The 25,738-nt window shown below is 45.3% G+C and carries 16 protein-coding genes and 1 tRNA gene; 8 read left to right on the forward strand and 9 right to left on the reverse strand.

The window, feature by feature from the left end; all coding sequences use genetic code 11:
• Positions 1-26 precede the first annotated feature (26 nt).
• The gene (gene gltX / locus ACP2WE_RS13550; RefSeq protein ID WP_425216085.1) at positions 27-1,460 is read right to left on the reverse strand and encodes a glutamate--tRNA ligase; all 1,434 of its coding nucleotides are present in this window, start codon (positions 1,458-1,460) and stop codon (positions 27-29) included.
• Between the two features lie 136 nt (positions 1,461-1,596).
• Positions 1,597-2,031: a ferritin-like domain-containing protein gene (locus ACP2WE_RS13555; protein WP_425216086.1), complete on the reverse strand. Its 435-nt coding sequence runs from the start codon at positions 2,029-2,031 to the stop codon at positions 1,597-1,599.
• 212 nt (positions 2,032-2,243) lie between these two features.
• Here ACP2WE_RS13555 and ACP2WE_RS13560 point away from each other — a divergent pair, with 212 nt between their 5' ends.
• The 3 genes from ACP2WE_RS13560 (at position 2,244) to ACP2WE_RS13570 (ending at position 6,692) form a co-directional block, all read left to right on the forward strand.
• Positions 2,244-2,456, forward strand: a complete 213-nt coding sequence (locus tag ACP2WE_RS13560) for a hypothetical protein (protein WP_425216087.1) — start codon at positions 2,244-2,246, stop codon at positions 2,454-2,456.
• A 271-nt stretch (positions 2,457-2,727) separates the two neighbouring features.
• Positions 2,728-4,866, forward strand: a complete 2,139-nt coding sequence (locus ACP2WE_RS13565) for a polyribonucleotide nucleotidyltransferase (protein WP_425216088.1) — start codon at positions 2,728-2,730, stop codon at positions 4,864-4,866.
• Between the two features lie 248 nt (positions 4,867-5,114).
• Positions 5,115-6,692, forward strand: a complete 1,578-nt coding sequence (locus tag ACP2WE_RS13570) for a CPBP family intramembrane glutamic endopeptidase (protein ID WP_425216089.1) — start codon at positions 5,115-5,117, stop codon at positions 6,690-6,692.
• Positions 6,693-7,131: 439 nt separating this feature from the next.
• On the opposite strand, the gene ACP2WE_RS13575 is transcribed toward ACP2WE_RS13570, so the two are convergent.
• The 5 genes from ACP2WE_RS13575 to ACP2WE_RS13595 form a co-directional block, all read right to left on the reverse strand.
• A complete protein-coding gene (locus ACP2WE_RS13575) occupies positions 7,132-9,048 on the reverse strand; it encodes a P-loop NTPase fold protein (protein WP_425216090.1) in 1,917 nt (638 codons plus the stop codon).
• Positions 9,049-9,084: 36 nt separating this feature from the next.
• Complete coding sequence (locus ACP2WE_RS13580) at positions 9,085-9,447, reverse strand: rhodanese-like domain-containing protein (RefSeq protein ID WP_425216091.1); 363 nt, start codon at positions 9,445-9,447, stop codon at positions 9,085-9,087.
• Between the two features lie 88 nt (positions 9,448-9,535).
• On the reverse strand, positions 9,536-13,531 hold the full coding sequence (locus ACP2WE_RS13585; RefSeq protein ID WP_425216092.1) for a hypothetical protein: 3,996 nt from the start codon (positions 13,529-13,531) through the stop codon (positions 9,536-9,538).
• Between the two features lie 432 nt (positions 13,532-13,963).
• The gene (locus ACP2WE_RS13590) at positions 13,964-15,760 is read right to left on the reverse strand and encodes an adenylate/guanylate cyclase domain-containing protein (RefSeq protein WP_425216093.1); all 1,797 of its coding nucleotides are present in this window, start codon (positions 15,758-15,760) and stop codon (positions 13,964-13,966) included.
• 12 nt (positions 15,761-15,772) lie between these two features.
• Positions 15,773-16,768, reverse strand: coding sequence for a BMP family protein (locus ACP2WE_RS13595; protein ID WP_425216094.1), 996 nt, complete (start codon positions 16,766-16,768; stop codon positions 15,773-15,775).
• A gap of 263 nt (positions 16,769-17,031) precedes the next feature.
• Here ACP2WE_RS13595 and ACP2WE_RS13600 point away from each other — a divergent pair, with 263 nt between their 5' ends.
• Positions 17,032-18,174 (forward strand): hypothetical protein, encoded by a 1,143-nt coding sequence (locus ACP2WE_RS13600; RefSeq protein WP_425216095.1) that lies wholly within the window; start codon positions 17,032-17,034, stop codon positions 18,172-18,174.
• 75 nt (positions 18,175-18,249) lie between these two features.
• Positions 18,250-18,612, forward strand: a complete 363-nt coding sequence (locus ACP2WE_RS13605) for a 2Fe-2S iron-sulfur cluster-binding protein (protein ID WP_425216096.1) — start codon at positions 18,250-18,252, stop codon at positions 18,610-18,612.
• Here the strand turns inward: ACP2WE_RS13605 and era are convergent.
• Positions 18,594-19,529, reverse strand: coding sequence for a GTPase Era (era, locus tag ACP2WE_RS13610; protein WP_425216097.1), 936 nt, complete (start codon positions 19,527-19,529; stop codon positions 18,594-18,596). The genes ACP2WE_RS13605 and era overlap by 19 nt on opposite strands.
• Before the next feature lie 35 nt (positions 19,530-19,564).
• Positions 19,565-19,638, reverse strand: a tRNA-Pro gene (locus ACP2WE_RS13615).
• Positions 19,639-19,716: 78 nt separating this feature from the next.
• On the opposite strand from ACP2WE_RS13615, the gene ACP2WE_RS13620 reads away from it, so the two are divergent.
• The 3 genes from ACP2WE_RS13620 to ACP2WE_RS13630 all read left to right on the forward strand — a co-directional run bounded on the left by ACP2WE_RS13620 (position 19,717) and on the right by ACP2WE_RS13630 (position 25,608).
• Positions 19,717-20,160: an RrF2 family transcriptional regulator gene (locus ACP2WE_RS13620; RefSeq protein WP_330483272.1), complete on the forward strand. Its 444-nt coding sequence runs from the start codon at positions 19,717-19,719 to the stop codon at positions 20,158-20,160.
• Positions 20,161-20,311: 151 nt separating this feature from the next.
• A complete protein-coding gene (locus ACP2WE_RS13625) occupies positions 20,312-23,365 on the forward strand; it encodes an ATP-binding protein (RefSeq protein WP_425216098.1) in 3,054 nt (1,017 codons plus the stop codon).
• Positions 23,362-25,608: a two-component system response regulator gene (locus ACP2WE_RS13630; protein ID WP_425216099.1), complete on the forward strand. Its 2,247-nt coding sequence runs from the start codon at positions 23,362-23,364 to the stop codon at positions 25,606-25,608. Before ACP2WE_RS13625 ends, ACP2WE_RS13630 begins: the two co-directional genes overlap by 4 nt.
• Positions 25,609-25,738: the final 130 nt, after the last annotated feature.

The following is a 25,738-nucleotide window of genomic DNA, read 5'->3' on the forward strand; positions in this document are numbered from 1 at the left end:
CTCTGCGGCTTTCTGCTAGATGAAATTTAGATCCCTAGACTGTGTTGCAATCGAGGTAGGGCAAGGTTTCTTTGGTGCAGCAGTAGGAAAGATGGCACTAAATCTGGTCCATGAATATCCCCTGTTAATGCTGCCCGTAGAGGCTTCATCACCATGCCTTTTTTGATGCCTTGCGCTTTGGTCACTGTTTGAATCAGCGCCCCAGCACTCTCAGCCGTTAGCTCAGGAGTTTGATTTAAGGCTTCGAGCAATCCAGATAGGATGGGTTTTACGGTTTCTGGGCTTAACACCGCGATCGCTTCATCGGTGTAGTTGGGGGTATCCACAAACAAATAGCGAGCCATCTCCACGGCATCGGCAAGCAGGGTGAGGCTAGGTGCAATTAGTTTCACTACTTCTAGCAGCCAAGCGCGATCTAAATCGCAATTAAAGCCTGCTTTTTGCCAAAAGGGCATCAAGCGATCGCATAGATCTTCTGCGGTCATACTGTGCAGGTACTGACTGTTGAGCCAGTTGAGTTTATCCCAGTCAAATCTCGCACCAGCTTTGTTGACGCGGTTAAAATCAAACACCTGAGCGACATCTTCGAGTTTAAAGATCTCATTACCATCTGGTGGCGACCACCCCAACAGCACCATATAGTTGTTAAAGGCTTCGGGCACATAGCCCATGGCTTGAAACTCTGCCACGGATGTAGCCCCATCCCGTTTTGAGATCTTGGCACCTTGAGCATTGAGGATGAGCGGTGTATGACCAAACTCAGGGGGAATTGCGCCTAAAGCTTCGTAAATCAAAATTTGCTTTGCCGTGTTGGCAATGTGATCTTCGCCCCGAATCACATGGGTGATTTCCATGTCGATATCGTCAATCACAACCGCAAAGTTATAAAGGGGCAAAGCAATATTGCCTTGCTCGTCTACCCTAGCAATCACCATATCGCCGCCGAGGTCGCGGGTATTCCAGGTAACCTCACCTCGTACCATGTCAAACCATGACACCTCAAGCGGCTCCTCAATTTTGAACCGAATTACAGGCTTGCGCCCCTCAGCCTCAAAGGCTTGACGTTGCTGTTTGGTCAAATTGCGGTGGCGATTGTCATAACGGGGGGCTTGTTTTTTTGCCTTTTGATCTTCCCGCATCTGCTCTAGCTCTGCCTCGGTGCAATAGCAACGATAGGCAAGATCTTGATCTAGCAAGATATGAACAGCCGCAATGTATTGCTCTAGGCGTTTGGTTTGAAAAAATGGCCCTTTATCGTAATCAATCTTTAGCCAGGCAAGCCCATCGAGAATATTTTGGGTGTATTCATCTTTAGAGCGTTCTTGGTCAGTATCCTCAATGCGAAGGAGAAATTCCCCCTTATGTCGGCGGGCATACAGCCAATTAAATAAAGCAGTCCTTGCTGTGCCAATATGCAGGTTGCCAGTGGGACTAGGAGCGATACGAACACGAACGGTCATTGTTTAGTCAGGGATTCAGTTATCAGTTATCAGTTGCCAGCGATTCAATTCGTTAAATTCAATTAGTTAATTCAGTTGTCAGGAGTTCGTAGTTAACGTAACGGCGTTGTAACGGGAACGATAGACAGCAAATTAGTTAACTAAAATCTCGTAGCATTTTTCGCAATTCGAGATTGTGCATTTCTTCTTGCCCAATCATAGTGCGCGCAAACTCTTCTAAATAGACGCTACGGTCTTTAACAATCTCTAGCAAAGACTTGTACAGCTTAACAGCATTTCTCTCATGATAGAGACTCTCCGCCAAAATATCCTTGACTGTATGGTTATTGGTTTCCTCGATGGGGGAGATTCGGAGGCTGGGATGCCCCTCTAAGCCTGTGAGGATTTCCCCCACTTGTTGGGCATGGAGCAGTGATTCGTTGGCTTGTGTTTTCAAAAACTGGACGATTGGTATGCGGTTAGGGCCTGTAACCATCAATGCATAGTGGGTATAACGCACTACCCCTGCTAATTCAAACTCAAGAATCGAGTTTAACTTTTCAATTGTGGCTTCCAAGTCAAGTTCTTTCATGCCCAAGTTATCGTGTTAGTAAAGTACCGAGATTTACCTACTATCTTATCGCAACCTACGCAGGAATTGAGCCTCAGCCGTTTTTGAGTCTAGAGATTGGTATTATAGTGTAAAGGTATGGTGTTACCTAAAACGACTTAGATAACTGCCTATGACTTCGTTTGGGTTTAGTTTGAGTCGCGATCGCATAGGAGAATAAGGAGAAAACGAAAATGTCAGAGATTGAGCCAAATCAGGTAAATGTTCCTGCTGAGCCTGCCAAAATTACGCTATGGGGAGAAATTGTCAAAGGCTGGCAGTGGGTTGTTTTTTCTTGGAAAACCTTGAGTCGTTTGGGTGGTTTTAAAGAAATTGTGCAAGCGCTTTTTTCGGCTTTGGTTTTATTAATTCGACGCGGGTTATCTCAGTCGCAAACCAACCGATAAACGTAAGCTTTGCTCAGCTTAAGTCGAACAATATTTATGTAATTAATAATTTCGTCAAAGCCCTGCTCTGTATTACACAGAGCCATTTTTTTTGCATCAATCTACTGATTAACTCACACCAATATTTAGTAGGGTTTACCAAGATAGATGGCTTTGAAGCGATGCGCTAATGGGTAACTACATAAAAATTTAAAGGCAGTATTTTACTATATCAGTGTTACCATTGCCAGATATATAACTAAAGAAAAAGTCAAAAGTAGAAGAGCAAATAATGACCGCAGTAGAGAAGACAATTTCTTTCTATGGCAGAGAGATCAAACTAAGAATAGGCTTATTAGCACCCCAAGCAGGTGGGTCAGTGTTAATGCAATGTGGTGAGACGGCTGTACTGATTACGGCTACAAGAGGGCCGGGCCGCGAAGGGATCGATTTTTTACCCTTACTTGTGGACTACGAAGAACGTTTGTATGCAGCAGGTCGCATTCCAGGTGGCTTTTTGCGGCGTGAAGGTCGTCCCCCTGAAAAGGCGATTTTGACTTGTCGGTTGATCGATCGCCCCTTACGTCCTTTGTTTCCTGGTTGGCTGCGCGATGATATTCAGGTAATTGCCACCACGATGGCGTTAGATGAAAAAGTTCCCCCCGATGTGTTGTGCGTGACGGGAGCCTCGATCGCAGTACAGTTGGCAGGATTACCCTTTAATGGACCGATGGCAGGCGTGCGCGTTGGTTTGGTGGGTGATGAATTTATCATTAATCCCACTTATGCTGAGATTGAAGCAGGCGATCTCGATTTGGTCGTAGCTGGAACTCCCGAAGGCATCATCATGGTAGAAGCAGGCGCAAAGCAATTGCCTGAAAAAGACATGATCGAAGCGATCGAGTTTGGCTATGAGGCCGTTCAAGAGCTAATTCTTGCCCAAAAGAATTTAATGGCAGAGCTAGGAATTTCCCCTGCGGATGTCACCCCACCCGTGGTTGATACGTCTTTGCACGAATTTATCACCGCAAAGTCTGGCGACCAAATCAAACAAGTGGTTGCTAGCTTAGAAAAAGATCGCAAGGTGCGAGATGCTGCTTTAGATGCGATCAAAGCCGAGCTAGCTGAAGCGATCGCCGCATTGCCTGAGGAAGATCCAATTAAGGTGGCAGCAACAGATAAAGTTGTGAGTGCAACCTTTAAAGATCTCACTAAAAAGCTGATGCGCCGTCAGGTGATTGAAGATAGCGTCCGCATTGATGGTCGTAAGCTTGATGAAGTTCGCCCCGTCTCTGCTGAAGTTTCGCTTTTGCCTCGCGTGCATGGTAGTGGTTTATTTAATCGCGGCTTGACTCAGGTACTATCGATCGCGACATTAGGCACGCCTTCAGATGCCCAAGAGTTAGACGATCTGCACCCCGACGAGAAAAAGCGCTATCTGCATCACTACAATATGCCTCCCTATTCTGTGGGAGAGGTCAAACCCATGAGATCGCCCGGTCGTAGAGAAGTCGGACATGGTGCTTTAGCCGAAAGAGCGATCGAGCCAGTACTTCCTTCTTCTAGTGAGTTTCCCTACGTTTTGCGCGTAGTTTCGGAAGTTCTATCCTCCAATGGTTCCACCTCCATGGGTTCTGTCTGTGCCTCGACCTTAGCGTTGATGGATGCAGGTGTACCGATTACGAAGCCCGTAAGCGGTGTAGCTATGGGGCTAATCCAAGAAGGCGATCAAGTGCGCGTGCTTACAGACATTCAAGGGATCGAAGATTTCTTGGGTGACATGGACTTTAAGGTTGCAGGCACTGATGCAGGTATCACGGCGCTGCAAATGGATATGAAGATTACAGGGATTGCGATGGATACCATTCGCGATGCGATTAACCAGGCCAAAGCGGGTCGTGCCCATATTTTAGGCAAGATGTTGGAAGTGCTACCGAAGTCTAAAACGGAGCTATCTCCCTATGCACCTCGCCTACTCACGATCAGCATCAATCCCGATCAAATTGGTTTGGTGATTGGACCCGGTGGTAGAAATATCAAAGGGATTACCGAAGAAACTGGAGCCAAAATTGATATTGAAGATGATGGTACGGTGACGATCTCCTCTAATGATGGCGAAGGTGCAAAACGGGCACGGCAAATCATTGAGGGCATGACCCGCCGCGTCAGTACAGGTGACGTCTATTTAGGCAAGGTTTCGCGGATCATTCCGATTGGTGCCTTTGTGGAATTCCTCCCAGGAAAAGAAGGAATGGTGCATATCTCTCAACTTGCCGAAGGTCGTGTCGGTAAGGTTGAAGACGAAGTTGCCGTTGGCGATGAAGTGATTATCAAAATTCGCGAGATCGATCAGCGCGGACGCTATAACCTCACACGTCTAGGTATTCATCCTGATGAAGCGGCGGCAGCGCGGGCTTCTGCTGGATCCTAAATCTGCTATGTGAAGGCGATCGCTCGCCCTCACATAAATCCATCATGACTGATGGAATGTAAATTCAATAATCCACAAAACCAGGTCTTCAAACATCTGGTTTTTGTTTTGTTTGCGATCTATTTTGATGCTCTTGGTATCGAGAGATCCAATGGGATAAAGGATGATAGGGTTAAGAAAGAGATCGGTAAACGATCGCTTTTAGCCTATCTCGTCCCTAATAATGCCCCTTACCTAACTTTATCTGCATGACTGTAAAGCGTATTGTTCTGAGTATCTTGAGTTTGTTAGCGATCGCTGCGATCTGGCTATCCCTTATGAGTAGCTGGAGCAACCCCCAAGAGCAAACCCGTTTAGATTTGCTTCAAACAGATCTAATTTTGCAAGCGACGGAATGGCAAGGAGATGCGGCAGATAATGCAGCGGTACGGCAATTGCTGTTTGATGGTGAGCCTAAAAAAGTTTACAAGCAAGCCCTAGAAAGCTATCAGGCGGCACGCGCTTCTAATGTCAGACTGATTGCCGAACTGAGTCAGGAGCAACTGACTGATGGCACAATTTCCGATCCTTCAGCTCTGCAAAAGAAGCGCAGTCGGAAGCAAAATCTCGTCAATGAGTTAGATGTGCATATTGGTTTGCTAAAAGTACAGACTGGAGATGTGCCAGGGGCGATCGCGACATGGCAGGGCGTGACAAAAAATGAGGCAACGCAACGCACCAGTATGGGTATCACGGCTGAAATCTTACAAGGGCTTTGGTCAAATCCAATAATGCTCTTGCCGAATGCCGAAGGGCAGGTGCGGCGATCGCTGTCTGGTTGGTATCGCCACATAGCCTTAGAGCAACTCTATCGCGCCCAACAGCGACTTGATTTGATTCCCTCGGTTAAAAAGCAGCAGCAGCTAGAAGCCACATCGGCAGTGAATCGATTGCTGGTTGCCAATGCCGTTCCATTATTGGGCGGGATTTTAGGGATTTTTCTGTGGATTGTTTTGGGCGTTCAGCGGCTGTTCTTTCGGAGCAGTTCGCCCTTTTATAGACCCAAAGAAGTTTCCGAGCGAGAATCTAGTTCTGAGATCGAACCCTTACGAAGTCGCGCTCAAACATGGACTGTGCCTTGGGATGGTGAAACCGTATGGGAAGTAATGGTGTTATGGTTTACCTCTTTTATTGTTGTCTCTCAACTTGTATTGCCCCTAGCCCTAAGTGCATTTCGACTCGGTTCGGGTAGTGGTAGCTCTAGTTATACCTACAAAGCTTTACTCGTACTATTTCCCTATATTTTGTCCATGCTACCGATCTTAGTGATTTTGCAAATTTGCCTCCAAAGATTTCGCCCCTTGCCAAGTCACTGGTTCCGTTTTAATTTATTCTCTTGGCGATCGCTAGTTTGGGGCATAGGTGGCTATTTGGCAGCAGTGCCTCTGGTTGTGATTGTATCGGCAGTAAGCGAACAAGTGCTGCAAGGACAGGGTGGGGGAAATCCCCTGTTGCCGATCTTAGTTGAAAGTCAAGACAATCGCGCCAAACTAATTTTGTGGCTAACCCTCGCGATCGCTGCGCCCTTTTTTGAAGAGCTGTTATTCCGAGGATTCCTCTTGCCTTCGCTTACCAAATTTATGTCCTATGGTGGCGCGATCGCGTTGAGTGCCTTTTGTTTTGCGCTCGCTCACCTCAATCTTGCCGATCTAATTCCCCTGACGGTTTTGGGCATGGTCTTAGGGTTTGTCTATGTGCGATCGAACAACCTGTTTGCCCCCATGTTAGTACATTGCCTCTGGAATAGTGGAAGTTTCGTAGCACTTTTGGCGTTAGGTGGAAACTAGCCCTATTTCAGGCAATTTTGCCTTCATGCTTGCATCCCTGCTAAAACTTTCTGGTAGAACTTCTGTACTTCTTTTCCCTAATCCATTTCGTCATTTTCAACCTCTTCAATCAACTCACTAAGGGCATAGTCTTCAAGAATCTCTAGTAGCTATTATTTTGACTGTGTGCCAAGCATTTATGCTACATAACGTGAATTCGGGATAAGGAATTTGAGACGAAATATAGGGCATACAAACGTTCTGGGCGAGCACACACCATCAATTGTAGGGGCTGCGCCCCTGTGCCTGCCCCGATTTATTGGATGAATAGGATTTATTTGTGAGAATTTAGCATTTATAGATTCAATAGCCTTAGATAAAAGGTTTTGGATTTTCTTATCCCGAACTGAGGTTACATAGTAAATTGTAGGCTTTGGGGGAAGTACGATGAAAAACAGAGCTATGGATCTTTTGAGATTTTGGTATTGAGTTTTTTAATCGCTTCTTCCAAATATTCTCTGGATAATGATTCTAAAAAAAATCCGCTAAGCTTACCCTTTTTAGAATCGGCTTGTTTTAGCAAGAGAGTTTGAACGGACTTAAGCCATGGAAGTTCTTTATGAAGTTCTTTAGGTGAATTTTCAAACTTATAGCGGTCAGATAGTGTGTAAAAAACTAATTTTTGATCTTCTCTCTTCATCGGCAAGAGTTTTTCTATAAAATCATCTGGTTTAATAGATTCGAGTATAGGAACTTCATAATAGATTTGATCTTCTGACTCTGATCTGTTCGCCCCACTGACACAAAGCATTCTGTAAAATAAGGACGTATTACATTGCATAATTTCCAAGAGATCTAGCCCTGCTTTAGGTAAATAACCTTTCTTTGCCAACTCTTGAGCTTGATTGATATAATCATAGAATTCTTTGAATTCTACAAGTTCTTTGCCTTGAAATCCAAGATTAGCATAACTATAATTTGTAATTCCTAAAGAGTAAAAAAAGTGAGATTGATAAATGGTATGCAATAAATTCTTACTGATGAAATCATCGATATAATCATCGATATAATGCTTTGCATCCTGCAAAATATCCTTTTTGCTTTTACTATAGATTCCAACATTAGAGAACATTAGAAAAAGTCCTATTACATGGATAATCTCACCAAGACAAGAAAAGTCTCTGCGAGTATACTGTTCCTCTACTTTCTTAAGTAAATTGTCAAATTCATCATCAGTGAGATTGGAGTAACGCCAAAGTTTAATCCAGTCAGGAGTATTTTCATCTTGAAAATACTTACTACTTGGTAGAGATTTCTCTAGTTCATAAACATCAATAATGCCTTTGTCAAAGAATTTTTGCCACCATTTATTATTTGGGAATGGATTAAGTAGGTCATCTAGATTTTGGTATCTATTAAATCTATGGAAATTTTTTTGAAGTAGGGATATCTCTTTTGCTTGGGAACCTTTTGCTTGATCTTGCCAAGCTTCTATAATATTACAAATATCACTTGCAAGCATTGTTCCACGTTTAATTTCAATAGAGAAAACCATCAACTGGTACAAAAGATCTCGTAGCAACTCTTTTTTACTTTTGACCTTCTCAGGTAAAACCTTAAACAGTCTTTCATAATCTAAAATAGCTTGGTTTAGGTTTCTTAGATTTTCATATTCTGATAAAGTATATGAATCTTGGATTAATTCAGTATTGTTAGATAAAAATTCTTGGAGAGATTTATCTTCTACCTCACAAATAAAGTCGTTTAATGCACCTTGGAAATCAGGAGATATACTAAAGGTCTTACCGATTAATTTCTCCTTAATTGTGCTGTATTCACTGCATGACTCGACTACTTTTTCATTTGCAAGGATAATTACTTTTAATTCTTGGTGCTCTACAAAGCTATTGATATATCCTAAGATATTGCTCAGATCAATTTTGCATCTTTCCAGATCGTCAAATATTAAAATACATTTATCGGCATTTTTAAGATAGTCAGGGATGTCTATATTTGGAATAGTTAACGATCCTTCATCCTTCCCATCACCATTTAAATCAATTTTTAATGAGCCTTTTAAAAATCCTTTAAGGATTTTGCCAGTGATCGTCATTCCTTTAGAGGACAAGACAGGATGGAGTTGTTGAAAAAAAGCGTCCCCTATCTCTGAGGAATTTGTCATACCGTAAAGGCTAACGTATAAGCATTTCTGCTTTTTTGCTTTTAGCTTTTCTTGATACTGCTTAATAAACCATGTTTTTCCAACGCCCCATTGCCCTTTCAGTAACACAGCAAATCCAGGTGCGTGAGACAAACCGCAGTAGTAATCTAGGTATTCTTCAATGTGGCTATTGATGAGTTTGGTGTTTTCTATCATAAGATTCAATGAAAATCGAGTTCAATATCCGTGCAACTAATATTGCGGAATTGAAGGATCGACGACTTCTGCATAGGCAGCGATGCCACCGACGATGTTTTTGACATTGGTAAAACCTTGACCCATCAGCCATTGACACATTTGTGCCGATCGCATGCCGTGGTGACAGAGTACAAGGGTTTCAGCATGGGGGTCGAATTCGGTTGGAACCTTGGGAGCCCATTCACCATATTGGCTTAAAGGAAGATTGGTAAAGCCCTCAACAAAAGCGATCGCAATTTCCTCAGGTTCGCGCACATCGATCAGTTGCAGATTGCTGCGATCTGCTGCCATGCGACGGGCTAACTCCTCAACCCGAATCTGTGGGATCGTTTGACCTGACGAATAAGATGATGACATTTCTGTTTAATAAAGTAGCTTGTATCGTCTTTTATTCTGTCAGATTATCCAGTTCTTTGCTAACATCTTTGATTCATTTCTTTTAACCCTACTCCCAAGCTTGTAGTTCAGTAGCAATATCCCGAAGCAGAGCTAGAATGCGATCGCGTCGGGCTTCAAAGTTGGCGGCAATCCAAATAAATACGATACCTGCAAAGATTCCCAATGCCCAAATCAGCAAGGAATATTTAGTCACGAATATAGACACTTGGATCAGAACCACAGTGATAAAGGCGATCGTACCGACATAGAGATAGGAACGCACCCGCAGACTTAAACCTGCCAAAATGAAAGCCAGTCCGATGCCAAGCGAAATCCATGCCATGCCGAGATTGTCTGGGGATTGAATTGCCGCAGAAGCACAAATAGAACCCGTTCCCAATAGTCGTAGCATATGTCGTTGTTCCCTTGCCTCAGGGGCTGAGAGACTAGGATCGACTTGAACGATATAAAGCAGAGAAAAGCCAAGCGTCGAAACATACCACAGGTAGTTCGTGAGCTGGTATTGGTGATAAAACCGCATCAATGCCCAGTTCACCAAGACCAAACTAAGATAGCTAATTCGGATCGAATTCTTGACTCTTGCTACCCAGCTATAAAAAGCCGCCACAATAAACAAACTGGGAATCGAAATCGATGTTGCTGTCGCAATTACGCTCAAACTTGGCAGCACGATCGCCGAACGATGCCAAGGTTTGTTACTCCAACCCCAAGCCTCCCAAGGTGCAAGCTGGATAGGAACACATACGAAACAAGCAATTGTAGCCGCATAGGGACGCAGAATATTCACGATAAAGAGCGAATCTGGGAATGCGAAGTAGAGGAGATATATGCCTGTTACGATCGCCATCGAAATTCCTGCATACACCCATAATTCAGCCGCAGCCAGATCGTCGCGATCGCGCCCGCTGACCAGCGCGTAAATGGTTAGAACCAAGGCAACACAGGTTCCTAAAACTCCACCTAACTGACTTGGTAACAGGAATGATGCAAAAATCGTTAGTCCCACGCCCATAAACCAATGGATGTTTCCTATGACTCTTAATTCGCCTCGAGCCAAACGCAGATAAGGGATAAAGGGAGATAGGAGTTGATAGGCGATCGCGATTGTCGTAGCCGCAATTGCCAAAATTACCACTCCATCCCCCGTACTGCCCCCCTTGCTAAGGGACAATTGATAGATCAGTAATTCATAAATAGAAATGGTGATTCCGACGATCCCAAGATAAGTTAGCCCTTTCCATTCTGGTTTGCGGCGACCGATGCCAATCGCGATTATCGCTGTACCCAGAGTGACAAATCCCGTCCAGTCTGCAAATACATGCAAGCGCAGCAACGTGCCTAACAATCCGTAAATTATCGGAAGTACATGCCAAGCACTGGGAAATCCCGCCCATCCTTTACGCATCAACCACCAATCGCCGAGTAGTTGAGATGCGAGACCTAGACCAATATTGGCGATCGCCAAGGTAGTTAAGGAACCATTGCTAAAACTGACCGCCGCACAGGCAAGCAACTCTAAGCCCCAACCCACACTGTAAGCAGCCCATCCCGCAGATTCAACAATAGAGCGATAGAGCATGGCTACCGTGATCAGACCAGTTGCTGTCACAAATCCGAGCGAAAGAGAATGATGAAATCCATAGTCCGCGATCGCAAAGATAGTCAGCGCGATAAAGTTAGGGAAAGTCAGCGCGATCGCCCAACTATCCATAGCCTGACTGTAAATTTTCCGCAAGGTGCGATCGGGATCTCCCTGTTTTAACCAGTGACGAATTGCCAGTAAAAGAATTACTGCGATCGCCGCACCGTTTGTAAACGTAAGGAAGCGATCCGTCATGGAATAATCACTGCTCAACTGCCAAAGCAACGAACCCGCAAAGCCAACGCCAAATCCCACACCGATTGCTGCTGCGGATAACTCTTGGCACTTCTGCGTATTCACCAGCATTAACACGGTTCCTATGCCTAATCCGATCGCGCGCGATTCCAATTGCGGGAATGTCAAGAACTGGGCTAAGACAAGGGAGATAATGCTGAAATTAATCGATTGGGACGCTTGCGGGAAATTGCGAATCCAACCTAAGATCGTTAAGATGAGAGGCGCGATCGACCAAAGTAGATTTTGCGTTAAGAGGGTTGAAGCATTCCTAAAGTCTTGAATTAGCAATAAGTAACTCAGTCCTGCCAATCCGATGCCGATCTCCCAACTACTCTTTCGCCAAATTTGTAATTTAGGGGAATTCAACTTTGCTAAGGCACAAAATCCCCATTCAATCGCCGCTACACCCAAACTCCACATTGCCCAATCCGAAAATTTCCATTGGGGCAAGATAAAATCTACACTCGATGCGATCGCTCCTAAGCCCACAAGATGCGTAAAGTAGATTAATTCCTTGAGCGCGCGATCGCGGCGACTTGTTACTGCGAAGAGTGTTACAAACGAAAGTCCTAGATTGAGCGATCGGGTGACAGGGCTGAGAAAGCTCAAACAAGTAAGCAACGTCCCCAATCCTAAAGATAGCGCTTCACCCAAGTTTGCTAAAGCAGGTCGATTTGACTGCCGCAGGCGATCGGACAAAAACAGGCTGAGAATGATATAGGGGAATATAACCACGCTCAAAAGCGTTAGCGGTATATCCGTTCTCACCAAATTCATACTCCATTGCGTTACATCGGTTCTAATTTGTACGGGTATGAGTTGGAAAGCCAGACAGAAAGTTTGTAATGTGATGAAGAAGATCGCCGCTAAATCTATTCCCTGCCAATGACGTTGCAGTCTTTCAAACAGTAGGAATAATGCCAAAATGCTCACAGCCACTGCTTGCCAAGGAAACTGCGCTCCCACCGATACGCCCCACCCGAGCAATAACAAGCCTGCGGCAATGGGGAATTGGGGTTGGGGATCTGTACTTTCCTTTCTCTGTCGCTGGTTGAGTTTGCTTGCCATCCAACCGCAAATGCCAAAGGCGAGTCCTAGGTCGGTGACGGCAACACCTGCAATGAAGATGGCTCTAAACAGCAAAATCAAGGTGGTATAGGCAATCGTAATCTCGCCCAGCGATAATTTGGTGCGATCGCTTGCTTCTCGTTCCTTTTGCTGCCAGAAAAAGATTAGCGATGTCCCTACTGTTCCAATGTAAACGGCTATGAGTGGATAGCCAGCAATTCCCCAGCCGATGTGCAAGAAACTCAGCCCCACGCAGTTTAAAGCCGTAAGTTTAGATGCCACCTGCTGCTTGAGTAAAAGAAGGGTGATGCCAGAGAGTATTACCGCTGCGATCGCGCTCTCCATGAAGCCTATAGAATTGCTCAATAACTGAAAGCCATCGATCGCCCAAAAGTTAACAGGAATCACCAATAAGGTCAAAATCTCTAGGGTGCGTGTCGTCAGGCTCAGCTTTTCCTGCCTGCCTGTCCATAGGCTCACAACCCAAAAAGCCAAGGTATAAGCCAACAGAATTGCAAATTGTCCCTGGGGTGGAAATTGATTCCACTGGCTTGCGGCGAGTACTCCGGATGAAACCACCACCAAAAATACACCTAAGAACAAAAGCCAAACGGTGCTGAATTCTGAAATCAGGGATTGCACCATTTGCGCAGAGCGACTGGGATGATGTGCTGGGGCTACGGGTCGAGAGGGTTGAGTTCTCGAAATGTTGGAGGTCGAACGCGCTGGTTCTAGTTCAGGGAAGTCATGCGTTAAAGATCGCGGCGAGGCTTCCGTAGGATGCTGCATTCCTACGGAAGTCGCTTCGGAGAAGGTAGGGATCTCCCTACTAAACCGAGTGCTGCACAGTAATCTGACATATTCATCGGTAAGTAAGCCCATTTGCAACCATAGATCCAGCCCTTGCAAAATGTTGTCGTTGAGCTTGGCTATTACGATTAAACGATTCCCTTGTTGTCTGGTATTGCGCCATCGCAAATCTAGCTCAGAGATCAAGTCCCATTCAAACCATGCCTCAACACCTTTTAGAGCAACGTCATAGGGAACTACGATCTCGAAATCAAGACGTAGATACGTCAAAGATTCTGGATTCATAACAATACCTCCAAAGGAAGTGGCTCGTTATGATTATCTGTGGCAACCAACTAATTTTTGAGGTTAGTGTGTGACAGTTTACAAACTGGTCTCGGATATATCTGGAATATTATTCCTTATTTGCTCGAAAAATCTGGTTTATAGATAGCTACAACTTGCATATTCAGCTATTGTTTGAATTTTGTACGGATATCTATAAAACCACAAGGCTGAGACTCTGGCAATTGCTTAAGTGATTTGGCGTATGGTTTTAACCTTTTATGGCGATCGCATCACAGCGCAGCACGATGCACAGCAGGAATTCCGCCCAGTGATATTGTTTTAGCTTTTCATCCTGCCGATGTACGTCCCTCGATCGCTTAGCACCAACCTGACCAACAAAAATAACCAGAGCGTAATCCTATGGCGATCGCCCATTCATCACAAGGAATTCTATTCTTTTCTACCTTTAAGCCAGAAGGTTAGCATTTCCCCTCTGCCTTTGATCGCGATCGCACCGCGTTCCTCAAATTGATATTTTTCCTTCAATCTGAGATAGGTTGCTTCCGTCACCTGAATGCATCCTGCTATACCTTGAGATTCCATACGGCTGGCAATATTTACCGTGTCGCCCCACAGATCGTAGATAAACTTATTTACACCAATCACCCCAGCCACAACCGCACCTGTGTTGATGCCGATACGCATCGAGAGATTGCCAGAGAGTTCGGGAAAATTTGCGTTCAAATTAAAGTCATCGATCGCTTTCAGCATATCTAGTGCCATATTGGCGATCGCCTCAGCGTGATCGGCTCTAGGTAGGGGTAAACCACCTACCACCATGTAGGCATCGCCAATGGTTTTAATCTTTTCTAAGCCATGTCGATCGGCGAGACGATCGAAAGCAGAAAAAACTTGATTGAGCACGCCCACCAACGCGATCGGAGAAATGTGCGAACTCATATGGGTAAAGCCAACAATATCAGCAAATAAAATGCTAACCTCGGCAAAACTATCAGCAATTGTAGAGGGGTCTATTTTTAAGCGATTGGCGATCGCTTCTGGCAAAATATTGAGCAGTAGATGCTCCGAGCGTTCCTTCTCTTTCTGCAGTTCTGCCGTGCGTTGGGCAACCTTCTGTTCTAGAGAACGATATAACTCTGATAGCTCCGAAGCCATTTGATTAAAGGTTGTTGCCAATAGCCCCAATTCGTTCTGGGATTGAATTTCCACATGGGTATCAAGACTGCCTGCGCGGATGCGATCGGCGGCGGTAGTGAGTTGTTGCAAAGGTTTCACAATACGTTTGGCAAAGAGAAAGCCAACACCCACAGTCACACCAGTCGCAAGCATTAATGCCCCTGCCATCGTCCAGATCAGATCGCGAATCGGAGCATAGGCTTCAGCCGTTGGCAGTTCGACGATCACCGCCCAACTTACACTGCGAACGGGTGCGATCGCGCCCAAAACCTCTTCATCCTTCAGTCCGCGATAAACCGTGACAGGTTGGAGGTCGGCATCCAAGTCAGTGAGAGATTTAATGAAAGGGCGATCGGAAATATCCTGTAAGGCAAGGGGTTCATTCGCCGATCGCTGCTTGGCAATCAATACATGGCGATTGTCGATCACGTAGGTGTAGCCCGTCGTTCCCACTTCGGTTTGAGAAAGCACAAAGTCAAGAAATCGCAGGTTCACCTTAGCGAGTAAAACACCATCTACTTCATCTTTTTGGTTGCGGATGGGAACCGCGATCGTCGTCACCAATTGATGAATCTTGGGGTCAATCGACACGTTATCCACAGCATCTTCATTGCGCTTAAAGGCACGCATGAAGATGGGAGAATTCGCGAGGTTCTCTAGCTTTACCATGCCATAGGGAGAGGCGACTGCCACTGGGTCACCTTGACGATTGACGATCGCCACAACTTCATAAGCATCGTTATGGCGGGTTAAGCCTTCGATCAAGGTTTGCTGCGCTTCTACGGGCAAATTGCTCAAGCCTCTTACCCTCGCCAAATAGCCTAGTTTGCGCTCTAGATCGTCGATATAGGCATTGATCTGTTCGGCTGCCGTTTGCGATCGCGCTTGCTGCAAGCGATTAGACTGTTTGAGTTGCGTGCGAAAGCTAGAGTAAATCAATACGCTCCCTGTACCGAGCAAACTAATCACTACCAAAAATACCAGCCCAAAACGGACTTGGTTCGCGATCGAATGTCGGATGGGACGTAAAGGTTTTTTCCAGATCGCCATACGCATGAGCTATTACAAAAGTTCCAGCTTACCAGTCATCACATCGCTACGCACCTTGTTAAATCGTCCTTCTTGCTCTGGGGTCAACAAGCCCCGAAACGGCGCAAACCGCAAAGCTTTTTCTCTAATGCCAAATTTATAGAGTTTTCCTTCCCAGCGACCTCTTTGCGCTAAATCTGCGGCATTCGACACGAGCGTTGATATATCTGTAATCGCACTGGTAACGACTTTACTTGGTGCAGCATAGTACTGATCTTTCGTCCAGCCGATCGCATATACATCAGGCTTGCGGGTAACGGCTTTAATCACCTCCTCATTGTGGTCTAAATTAATCATGATGATGTCAGCACCTGCGGCAATTTGATTGAGCGCCGCTTTAGAAGCTTTCTCGATATCTGTCCATGTGTACAAATACTCCACAACCACTTGAGACTTAGGATTAGCTGCTTTTGCTCCCTTTTCTAAAAAATCTGCTTCTTCTTTATTAGAGGGGTAGGGAAATCCGGTCAGATAGGCAATCCGATTAGTTTGGGTCTTTAACCCCGCTACAAAACCCGCTAGATAACCACTTTCACCCGTACGGAATACCACTGAACCCAAGTTGCGGTTATTCCCAGGATGACCGCTGGTAAGGGCAAATTTGGTACGAGGAAATTCCTGCGCTGCCGTTTCAGCCGTGGCAATATACTCACCACCATGCAGAATGATAAAGTCATACCCTTGCTGAGCGAGGTTTCTTGTGACGCTGAGCGCATCTTTTTCGGCAACGCGATCGACATGTGTAACGCTGGCTTTATAGCGTTTTTCGATAAACTTTAAGCCCTCATAGCCTGATTGACTCCAACTGCGATCGACGATCGCAGCGGGCAAGACGATCGCGGCGCGAAACCGATTTCCCATGGCAGCATCTCTATTGTCAGCGGTTTCGTCACTAGCCATACAGTTTGTGAGTAGCACTGCGATTAGAGCCACGAAAGCGATCGTAATTTGAGAAACTCTACTCTGCACAATTCCTCTACGCCAACCAAGAAATACAGTACTGCCTACTCGATCTTAAATGATGTAAAGTCCGATCTTACCCAGCTCGCAACGAAACTTACAACGACAGGGGGGGTAATTCCTTCTTTCCTTGGTGTTGGATTTTCTCATATAGCAATCCTATTTGATTTGTGTGTAGGGGAAATTCATGAATTGCCCCTACGATTAGAAGAAAGAATCTCTCATGGATCATTTAGGATCGCATAGTAAAAAACTTAAACAGCACTTTATCTATGAAATGGAAGTTGTCGAAACTGTTGGGGATTTTGGCGGCAGTATGCATCACACAGGGAATCGCGATCGCTTTGCTATTTGCCTCACCCGCAAGTGCTAATGCCCCACCCCCTCCTGAGACAAATCGGTTTACGCTCACCTATCCAGCAGGTCATCAAACCATGCAAGGCTTACAGATTGTTGAATGTACTACGGCTACTTGCGAACAGCCAGTTTTGTTTATTCAACATGGCGAGTGTCGCGACACGGGTTGCCTGTCTTCCCCTGCTATATCTTCACAGAGGGGCTATCGTTTCAATTGTTTTGACGATCTCTGTCTTTTGATTGGTGATACCATCGGTTCGTTTCCTATAGATGAGCCTCAATCTAAAGATAAAGAGCAACCCAAGAAATGGTTTAGGCTGATTGGGCAGTTTTCCGATCGCTTACGTATTAGCCCTCCAGTCCTGAAAGGAGCAGGTTCATCCTTCCCACATGCTGGGGTCTGGCAAGTGGAGGTTTCTAATGATTCTATGCGCGTGAAGCTAGAAGAGGGTAAGCTTTCTTATTTTATTTCGACACCCGCTGAAGAATATAGAAATCGGATGTTTTGGAGCGGTTGGTTTCTGACAATTCTCTCTGAGTTGCTGGTAGCCTCGCTTTACTTATGGTGGCGGAAAGCATCCCGACCAATGCTCTCGAGAACGCTTGTCACGATCGCGATGGTCAATCTATTTAGCTATCCAGTCGTCTGGATTTTCTTCCCTGAATTAGAACCATTTCAATCTATTTTGGGGAGATATATGGGGATTAGTTCCTTGGCGATCGCACTTTCCTATGCTTCGATCGCACATTTGAAGTCTAGAATATCTTCTAAAAAATTTGTCTTTTTATCTTTGGGGTTTTTTATCGGAGCTAATATCCTTGGTTTCTTTATTGCGCTTTGGTTTGGCTATGGAAATCGAATTCCTATCCCTGAGGGCATTCCCTATCGCTTTACCTTGCCAGCTTCTGAGATTTTTGCGGTGGTCTATGAAGCATGGGTGATTGCGACACTCAGTTTTGGGCAGTTATCTTTTAAGCAAGCGGGGCTTCTCAGTTTTCTCACCAATGCCACCAGCTTACTTTTAGGTGTGATTCTCTTTAACTTTACTTCTTTTTGAATAAAGGATAAATTGAGGTGCGATCGCTTAAAGGGTATGCTCTAAACAGTAAATTTTAGTGGTTTTCGTAGAGGTATGGCAGCTTATCAAATTCGGTTAATCAACGAAGCGAGCGCGATCGATCGCACGATTTCAGTCCCAGATAGCGAGTATATTTTGGACATGGCGATCGAGGCTGGGATCCCATTACCCTATAGCTGCAAAAAGGGAACCTGTTCCGCCTGCATTGCCAAACTTGTCAATGGAGAAGTCGATCAAACCGAACAGAGTTTCTTAAGCTCCGCTGAAATTGCCGCAGGCTATACGGTCACATGCGTTGCCTATCCTCTGTCTGACTGTATCCTGCATACCCATCAAGAAGGAGTTCTCTATCAGTCATCTCTATATTTTAAATCTAACCCACCCGATCATGAATTGCCCTACGATTCCGCACGATAGCCGAAATCTGTCAGTTGAGAACGCGACGATCGCCAATTGGGTTGTACTTTGACAAACAATTCCAAATGCACCGATCCCATAATTAATTTTTGCATTTGCTCGCGGGCTTTCGTGCCTATGTCCTTAAGCATTTGTCCTTTCTTCCCAATTAAAATCCCTTTTTGAGAATCTCGTTCCACATAGATCGTCGCCATCACCTTGGTGATTTTGGGCTGTTCGTCCACGCGATCGATGCCGACAGCAACAGAGTGCGGCACTTCCTCATGGGTGTGCAACATAATCTGCTCTCGCACTAACTCACCCATAATAAAGCGCTCGGGCTGATCGGTGACTAGCTCTGGGGGATAGTAATAGGGCCCCACAGGTAAATGGTTGCACATCATTTCCTGTAATTTGTCTAAGCCCTCTTTGGTGATTGCTGAAAATTTTGCTACATCCCAATCATGGGGTTTGGCAATATCTCGATAGCTGGCAAGGATTTTAGATTGCTTTAGTTCGTCATCCAGACTCTCAGAGGTTAACTGGTCGATTTTATTTAACCCCACGATCGCAGGGGGCCCTGCATTCGCAATAATTTCGGCGATAAAGCGATCGCCTTTGCCAGCCTCTACTGTGCCATCCACCAACCAGACGACGAGATCGACCGAAGCGATCGCACCCACAGCATTTTTGACAATCACTTCGCCTAAAAGGTGATGGGGCTTATGGATACCAGGGGTATCCACCAAGATAATTTGGGCTTCTGGTAAGGTTAAAATGCCCTGAAGCCGATTGCGCGTCGTTTGCGCGACGGGAGAAGTAATCGCAATTTTTTGTCCGATCAGCGTATTCAGTAATGTGGACTTGCCCACATTGGGTCGCCCGACCAAAGCTACAAATCCAGATTTAAATTCAGGACTTGCCGAAGGAATTAGCATTTGTTTTTTTATTCAGATCGAACATTCAAGTTAAATCGGGATGATAGGATTTGAACCTACGACATCCTGCTCCCAAAGCAGGCGCGCTACCAAGCTGCGCTACATCCCGTTATTTTTCGCGCCAATAAAACCTATTCTACATTCAATCTGTCGTTTTTAGCGATCGACCTAGATATTCTTACACAAGATGAAACTAACCAGACGGGGACATTATAGTGTGAAGGCAATGCTCGATTTGGTTGTGTGGGCAAAACACAAGCCAACTTCTGTGCGGGAAATTTCTCAACGTCAGTCGATCCCAGCCCCCTATTTAGAAAAGCTGTTGATCGAGCTGAGGCAGGCGGGGCTAGTTCAGTCCACCCGAGGGGTGCAAGGGGGCTACCAACTCAAGCGATCGCCCAAAAATATCTCTCTCGGTGAGATCTTGACTGCTGTAGGCGAAAATACCAATCCTTTGCCGCGATTATCTCCTGATGCTGCATTGGCGTCTGATTGGGTGACGTTTGCGCTATGGCAGAGGGTAAGTGACAAATTAAAAGATGCGCTCTATAGCATTTGCCTTGAAGATTTATATTACGATGCCCGCAGTTGGCAGGCGGCTCAAGGGCAAGAAACAGGCTTTATCGTTTAATTATGCCCAATTCCCAGAAATTTACATTGGTGAAAAATTGGAAACCCAAATTTAGAATAACGCCAGTTTGGATACATTCCTTTCTGAATTTTTGCTTTTAGATAAGGATCTGGGCAAATCGTTAGCTCGAACTGACGTCTTTTAAATACTTATGATTAAGCCCCCAAAATCCTCCTTGAAAATTGTCAAAGTTCGACGAGATTATAATGCTTGGGTTGCAACGGAAACGATCGAAGATTACGCCTTACGCTATACCCCCAAAAGCTTCAGGAAATGGTCTGAATTTCAAATTACAAATACCGCCTTAGGGGGGATTTCGTTTTTAGCTCTAGAAGCGATCGGAGCTTCGATCTCGATCAGCTATGGATTTACGAATTCCTTTTGGGCGATTTTAGTGGTAGGTGCGATCGTTTTTCTGACAGGGCTACCGATTTGTTACTACGCCTCCAAGTACAACATTGACATGGATCTGTTGACCAGAGGTGCGGGCTTTGGCTACATCGGCTCGACGATTACATCTCTAATTTATGCTTCGTTTACCTTTATTTTCTTTGCCCTAGAGGCGGCGATCATGGCGCAGGCGTTGGAGCTTTACTTCCATTTGCCATTGTATTTAGGCTACCTGCTCTGCTCCATTATTATTATTCCGTTGGTATTTTTTGGCGTCACTCTGATCAACCAGTTGCAATTGTGGACGCAACCAATCTGGTTGACCTTGATGATTTCGCCCTATATTTTTGTGTTGTATAAGGAGCCTGATGCGCTATTAAATTGGTTCAATTTTGCTGGGAATTCAGCTAGTGGTGCGGGGTTCGATCCAATTCTGCTTGGAGCCGCAGCAACGGTCTCTTTCTCCCTAATTCCGCAGCTAGGGGAACAGGTTGACTTTCTCAGATTTCTGCCCGACAAAGCCAAAAACAACCGCATCCGATGGTGGTTCGCCGTGATTTTGGCAGGGCCTGGCTGGATTATTTTAGGAGCGGCAAAGCAGCTCGGTGGCAGCTTCCTTGCATCCTTAGCGATTCAGCATGGAGTCAGTTTCGAGAAAGCGAAGGAACCCGCACAAATGTATCTGGCAGGCTTTGCCGATATCTTTGCCAATCCAGAAGTGGTCTTAGCAGTTTGTACGTTATTTGTGATTATTTCACAAGTCAAAATCAATGTTACCAATGCCTATGCGGGTTCTCTGGCTTGGTCAAATTTTTTCTCAAGGGTTACTCACAACCATCCCGGTCGCGTCGTTTGGTTGGTGTTTAATATTACGATCTCCTTAATGCTGATGGAGTTGGGGGTATTTGCCACCCTAGAGAAGGTGTTGGGACTTTATTCTAATGTGGCGATCGCTTGGATCGGGGCTTTAGTTGCCGATCTTGTGATCAATAAACCCCTCAAACTCAGTCCATCCTATATCGAATTTAAACGCGCCTATCTGTACAACATCAATCCCGTAGGATTTGGCTCGATGCTGATTGCCTCTGGGGTCGCGATCGCTGCTTTTGTCGGAGTCTTCGGTGAGATCGCCCAAGCTTATTCTGCTTTTATCGCCTTGGGGTTAGCCTTTGTTCTATCTCCCATCATTGCCATTCTTACGAAAGGGAAATACTACATCGCCAGAGAGAATACGCTTCGCACAGAGACTATCTTGCATCGCACCTTGGCATGTTGCATTTGCGAGAATGCCTACGATTTAGAGGATATGGCATTTTGCCCAGTTTATGATGGACATATTTGTTCTCTCTGTTGCAGTCTAGATGCGCGTTGCCACGATCGCTGCAAAGACACTGCAACCCTGACTTTACAAACCAGTCCCCCCAGCCCAGAAAGCCCTTTAAAAACCGCTCACGCTATTTTTGCTGCCAAGCTCTCCCCAAAACTAGGAGCGAGAATTGTCAGTTTTCTCACAATTTTCTTGGTGATCGCAGGAGGGGTAGCAGCTCTGCTCGCGATGGTTTACTATCAAGAGGTTTCCAGCCTGCAAGCAGTCTTACCCCAAATATCCGAGCAAATTTTAGACATCTTCTTAAAATGGTATGCCCTTTTATTGCTCTTGATTGCGATTGGAACTTGGTGGATTGTCTTAACGAAAGAGAGTCGGCAGATGGCAGAAGAGGAACTTGACAAGCAAACCCTTGAACTCCAAGCAGCCAAGGAACTTGCCGAAGTTGCCAATCTTGCCAAAAGTGAGTTTATTGCCAATATGAGCCACGAACTGCGGACGCCACTGAATGCGATTCTTGGGTTTACTCAAATTATGACGCGCGATCGCTCGCTCACGCAATCCCAGCATGAAAATCTAGGCATTATTAGTCGCAGTGGCAAGTATTTGCTGGGGCTGATTAACGATGTCTTGGATATGGCAAAAATCGAGTCTGGACATATCTCTTTACAGGAGACTGACTTCGATCTACATCAAACCCTCGATCGGGCGATCGAGATGTTTGAGATGCGAGCGGAAACCAAGAATTTATTTCTACATTTCGAGAAATCTGCAAATCTACCCCAATTTGTGATAACCGATGAAAAAAAATTGCGTCAGGTTTTGATCAACCTGATTGAGAATGCGATCAAATTCACCCCCAAAGGGAGAGTTACGGTGCGTGCAGTGCTGGATTCTTTAGAAATTACGCAGCAATCCCAGATCCCATCCCCAAAAACTCTATATATTGGCTTTGAAGTGGAAGATACGGGCACAGGCATTGCGCCCGAAGAAGCCGAACTAGTGTTTGAACCTTTTATGCAAACGCAGTCTGGACGGAGATCTCAACAAGGCACTGGCTTGGGCTTGTCGATTAGCCGTAAATTTGTGCGGCTGATGGGTGGCGATATAACCTTTCGTAGTAAGGTGGGCATCGGCTCTATATTTAGCTTTAAAATTCAAGCTAAACTAAGTAAATCACCCATGGTGTCGCAATATTTAGGTATACCCTATACCAACGATGCGATCGCGACATTATCCCCCCAAAAGACAACTGCTCAAGTTAGATTTACAGCAGAATTATTGATGGAATCTTTGCGGGCTATGCCTAAAGAATGGTTGGATCGATTAAAGTTGTCGGCATCTCAGCTTGATGAGGAGCAAATTTTATCGCTACTCGACCAAGTTCCAGAAGAACATACCGTTTTAGTGAAAGAGATTGCGGATAAAGTAAAAGATTTTGACTTCGATCGCATAATAACCTTGGTGCAAGAGGCAATTTCTCCATGACTGTCAATGCATTCTCCTTCTTAGAAAAAGCAACAGAGAAAGCCAGAGAGAAAACGATCTTGATCGTAGACGATCTGCCCGATAACCTGAGAGTCTTGTCTACGGCACTTGCGGGACAAGGATTCAAAATCCGTTGTGCCAAAAATGGGGCGATCGCATTGATGGCAGTACAAACTACTTCACCCGATCTGATCTTGCTCGATATCAAAATGCCCGATCTAGATGGTTATGAGGTTTGTCAAAGGCTCAAATCAACGGAACTTACCCGTGATATTCCCGTAATCTTTTTGAGCGCTTTAGATGATGCCTTCGATCAGGTCAAAGCCTTTAAGGTCGGAGGGGTAGACTATATTACAAAGCCCTTCCATGTTGAAGAAGTTTTAATTCGTGTCAGACATCAATTAGATTTGCAAGCGGCAAAGGCAGAAATTCAGCAGCTCAATCAAGAACTCGAGCAGAGGGTCGAACAGCGCACCGCCCAGCTCGCAAAAATCAACGAACAATTATGTTTAGAAGTGATCGAGCGCCAACATATTGAGGAATCCTTGAGAGTGAGCGAAGAGCGTCTGGAAAATATTTTAAGCTCCCTCGAAGATGTAGTTTGGTCGGTTGCTGCGGATTATTCCCAGATCTTCTATCTCAACTCTGCCGTAGAGAAAGTTTATGGATATTCCATCGCTAGCTTTTTGGGGAATCCCAACTTTCGGTTGCAGGTAATTCATTCAGAAGATCGCGATCGCATCGAAGATGCCGCCCAAGCCATGCTGACAACTGGTCATTTATGCGAGGAATATCGCATCCTGCGTTCCACTGGAGAGGTGCGTTGGGTCAACGATCGCAGTCACGTTATCTATGATGCTGATGGTAAAGCCCTGCGAATTAACGGCATCGTGCGAGATATTACGGAACAAAAACTAGCACAGCAGCAATTGATCTACGATGCCTTACATGATGCCCTCACAGGTTTACCCAATCGCAATCTGTTTATGGATCGGGTCGAGCAGACGCTCAAGCACAGCAAACGCCATTCAGGTTATCTATTTGCCATTCTTTTCATCGATCTCGATCGCTTCAAAATGATCAATGATAGCCTCGGGCATGCAACGGGCGATCGCTTTCTCCAGGCGATCGCCAAGCTTTTAGAGAGTTGCTTGCGCCCCTCTGATACGGTCGCTCGTTTTGGTGGGGATGAATTTACGATTTTGATAGACGATATTCAAGATCCCAGCGAAGCGATCGTGATTGCCGAGCGAATTCTCAACAAATTTCTGACGCCCGTTGACTTAGGCGATCAGACCATTTTTACCAGTGCCAGCATTGGTATCGTCATCAGTACTAAAGACTACAGTAGCGGAGCCGATCTGGTACGAGATGCCGATATTGCGATGTATTGCGCTAAATCTCTCGGTAGAGGCCGCTACATTTTATTTGATAGTGAAATGTACGAACAAAATCTCAAACTGATGCAGATTGATAGCGATCTGCGCTATGCGATCGAGCGTCAAGAGTTTGAGCTTCACTATCAGCCGTTTGTGGCTTTGGAAACCAATAAGCTGGTTGGATTTGAGGCATTGATCCGTTGGCGGCATCCCGAACGAGGCTTGGTTTCTCCCGCAGAGTTTATTCCTGTCGCCGAAGATAGCGGTTTGATTGTCGCGATTGGGGATTGGGTAATGCATGAAGCCTGTCAGCAACTGCGTAAATGGCAAACACTGTTTCCAGAAACTACTACTTTGAAAATGAGCATTAATCTCGCCAGTCACCAAGTTAGAGAGAATAACCTCATAGAAAAGTTAGATCGGGTTCTGGCTGAAACAGGTATAGCTGGCAGCGCCCTCTGCCTTGAAATTACGGAAAGTACGCTCATGGATCGCAGCGAATTAGCAATTGATAAACTCAGACAACTGCGGACCCGAAACATTCAACTGAGTATTGATGATTTTGGTCAGGGGTACTCTTCTTTAGGCTATTTACGTCGTTTTCCGATCAATACGCTCAAAATCGATCGGGCTTTTATCGATCGCATGGCAGCTGATGCTGAGAATCTGGAAATTGTCCGCACCATCGTTGTCCTCGCCAAAACCTTAAGCATGAGTGTCGTAGCTGAAGGGGTAGAAAATCAACAACAAGTGATGATGCTGAAACAGCTAGACTGCAAGTTTGCGCAAGGGTATTTCTTTTCTCGACCTTTACCCGTATCTGCCCTAGAGCAGGCGATCGCAACGAAAATCCTAGAAATTTAGCGATTTGGGTAAAAGCCTAGCGTGGGGCAGTCCCATTTGAATTTTTACGTTTATACCATTTTCAAAAGATAATGCGTCGCATTATCTTTTGAAAGACCGCGCAGAGCGCGGAACTCAAATCTCGATCTGT

Origin of the sequence: Tumidithrix helvetica PCC 7403 (assembly GCF_965232925.1) — a bacterium.
Classification (GTDB): domain Bacteria; phylum Cyanobacteriota; class Cyanobacteriia; order Pseudanabaenales; family Pseudanabaenaceae; genus Tumidithrix; species Tumidithrix helvetica.

What these genes read in the sequence shown, in the direction of transcription:
- gltX (WP_425216085.1), bottom strand. Translation starts at nt 1,460, where the DNA reads ATGACCGTTCGTGTTCGTATCGCTCCTAGTCCCACTGGCAACCTGCAT.
- ACP2WE_RS13555 (WP_425216086.1), bottom strand. Translation starts at nt 2,031, where the DNA reads ATGAAAGAACTTGACTTGGAAGCCACAATTGAAAAGTTAAACTCGATT.
- ACP2WE_RS13560 (WP_425216087.1), top strand. Translation starts at nt 2,244, where the DNA reads ATGTCAGAGATTGAGCCAAATCAGGTAAATGTTCCTGCTGAGCCTGCC.
- ACP2WE_RS13565 (WP_425216088.1), top strand. Translation starts at nt 2,728, where the DNA reads ATGACCGCAGTAGAGAAGACAATTTCTTTCTATGGCAGAGAGATCAAA.
- ACP2WE_RS13570 (WP_425216089.1), top strand. Translation starts at nt 5,115, where the DNA reads ATGACTGTAAAGCGTATTGTTCTGAGTATCTTGAGTTTGTTAGCGATC.
- ACP2WE_RS13575 (WP_425216090.1), bottom strand. Translation starts at nt 9,048, where the DNA reads ATGATAGAAAACACCAAACTCATCAATAGCCACATTGAAGAATACCTA.
- ACP2WE_RS13580 (WP_425216091.1), bottom strand. Translation starts at nt 9,447, where the DNA reads ATGTCATCATCTTATTCGTCAGGTCAAACGATCCCACAGATTCGGGTT.
- ACP2WE_RS13585 (WP_425216092.1), bottom strand. Translation starts at nt 13,531, where the DNA reads ATGAATCCAGAATCTTTGACGTATCTACGTCTTGATTTCGAGATCGTA.
- ACP2WE_RS13590 (WP_425216093.1), bottom strand. Translation starts at nt 15,760, where the DNA reads ATGGCGATCTGGAAAAAACCTTTACGTCCCATCCGACATTCGATCGCG.
- ACP2WE_RS13600 (WP_425216095.1), top strand. Translation starts at nt 17,032, where the DNA reads ATGAAATGGAAGTTGTCGAAACTGTTGGGGATTTTGGCGGCAGTATGC.
- ACP2WE_RS13605 (WP_425216096.1), top strand. Translation starts at nt 18,250, where the DNA reads ATGGCAGCTTATCAAATTCGGTTAATCAACGAAGCGAGCGCGATCGAT.
- era (WP_425216097.1), bottom strand. Translation starts at nt 19,529, where the DNA reads ATGCTAATTCCTTCGGCAAGTCCTGAATTTAAATCTGGATTTGTAGCT.
- ACP2WE_RS13620 (WP_330483272.1), top strand. Translation starts at nt 19,717, where the DNA reads ATGAAACTAACCAGACGGGGACATTATAGTGTGAAGGCAATGCTCGAT.
- ACP2WE_RS13625 (WP_425216098.1), top strand. Translation starts at nt 20,312, where the DNA reads ATGATTAAGCCCCCAAAATCCTCCTTGAAAATTGTCAAAGTTCGACGA.
- ACP2WE_RS13630 (WP_425216099.1), top strand. Translation starts at nt 23,362, where the DNA reads ATGACTGTCAATGCATTCTCCTTCTTAGAAAAAGCAACAGAGAAAGCC.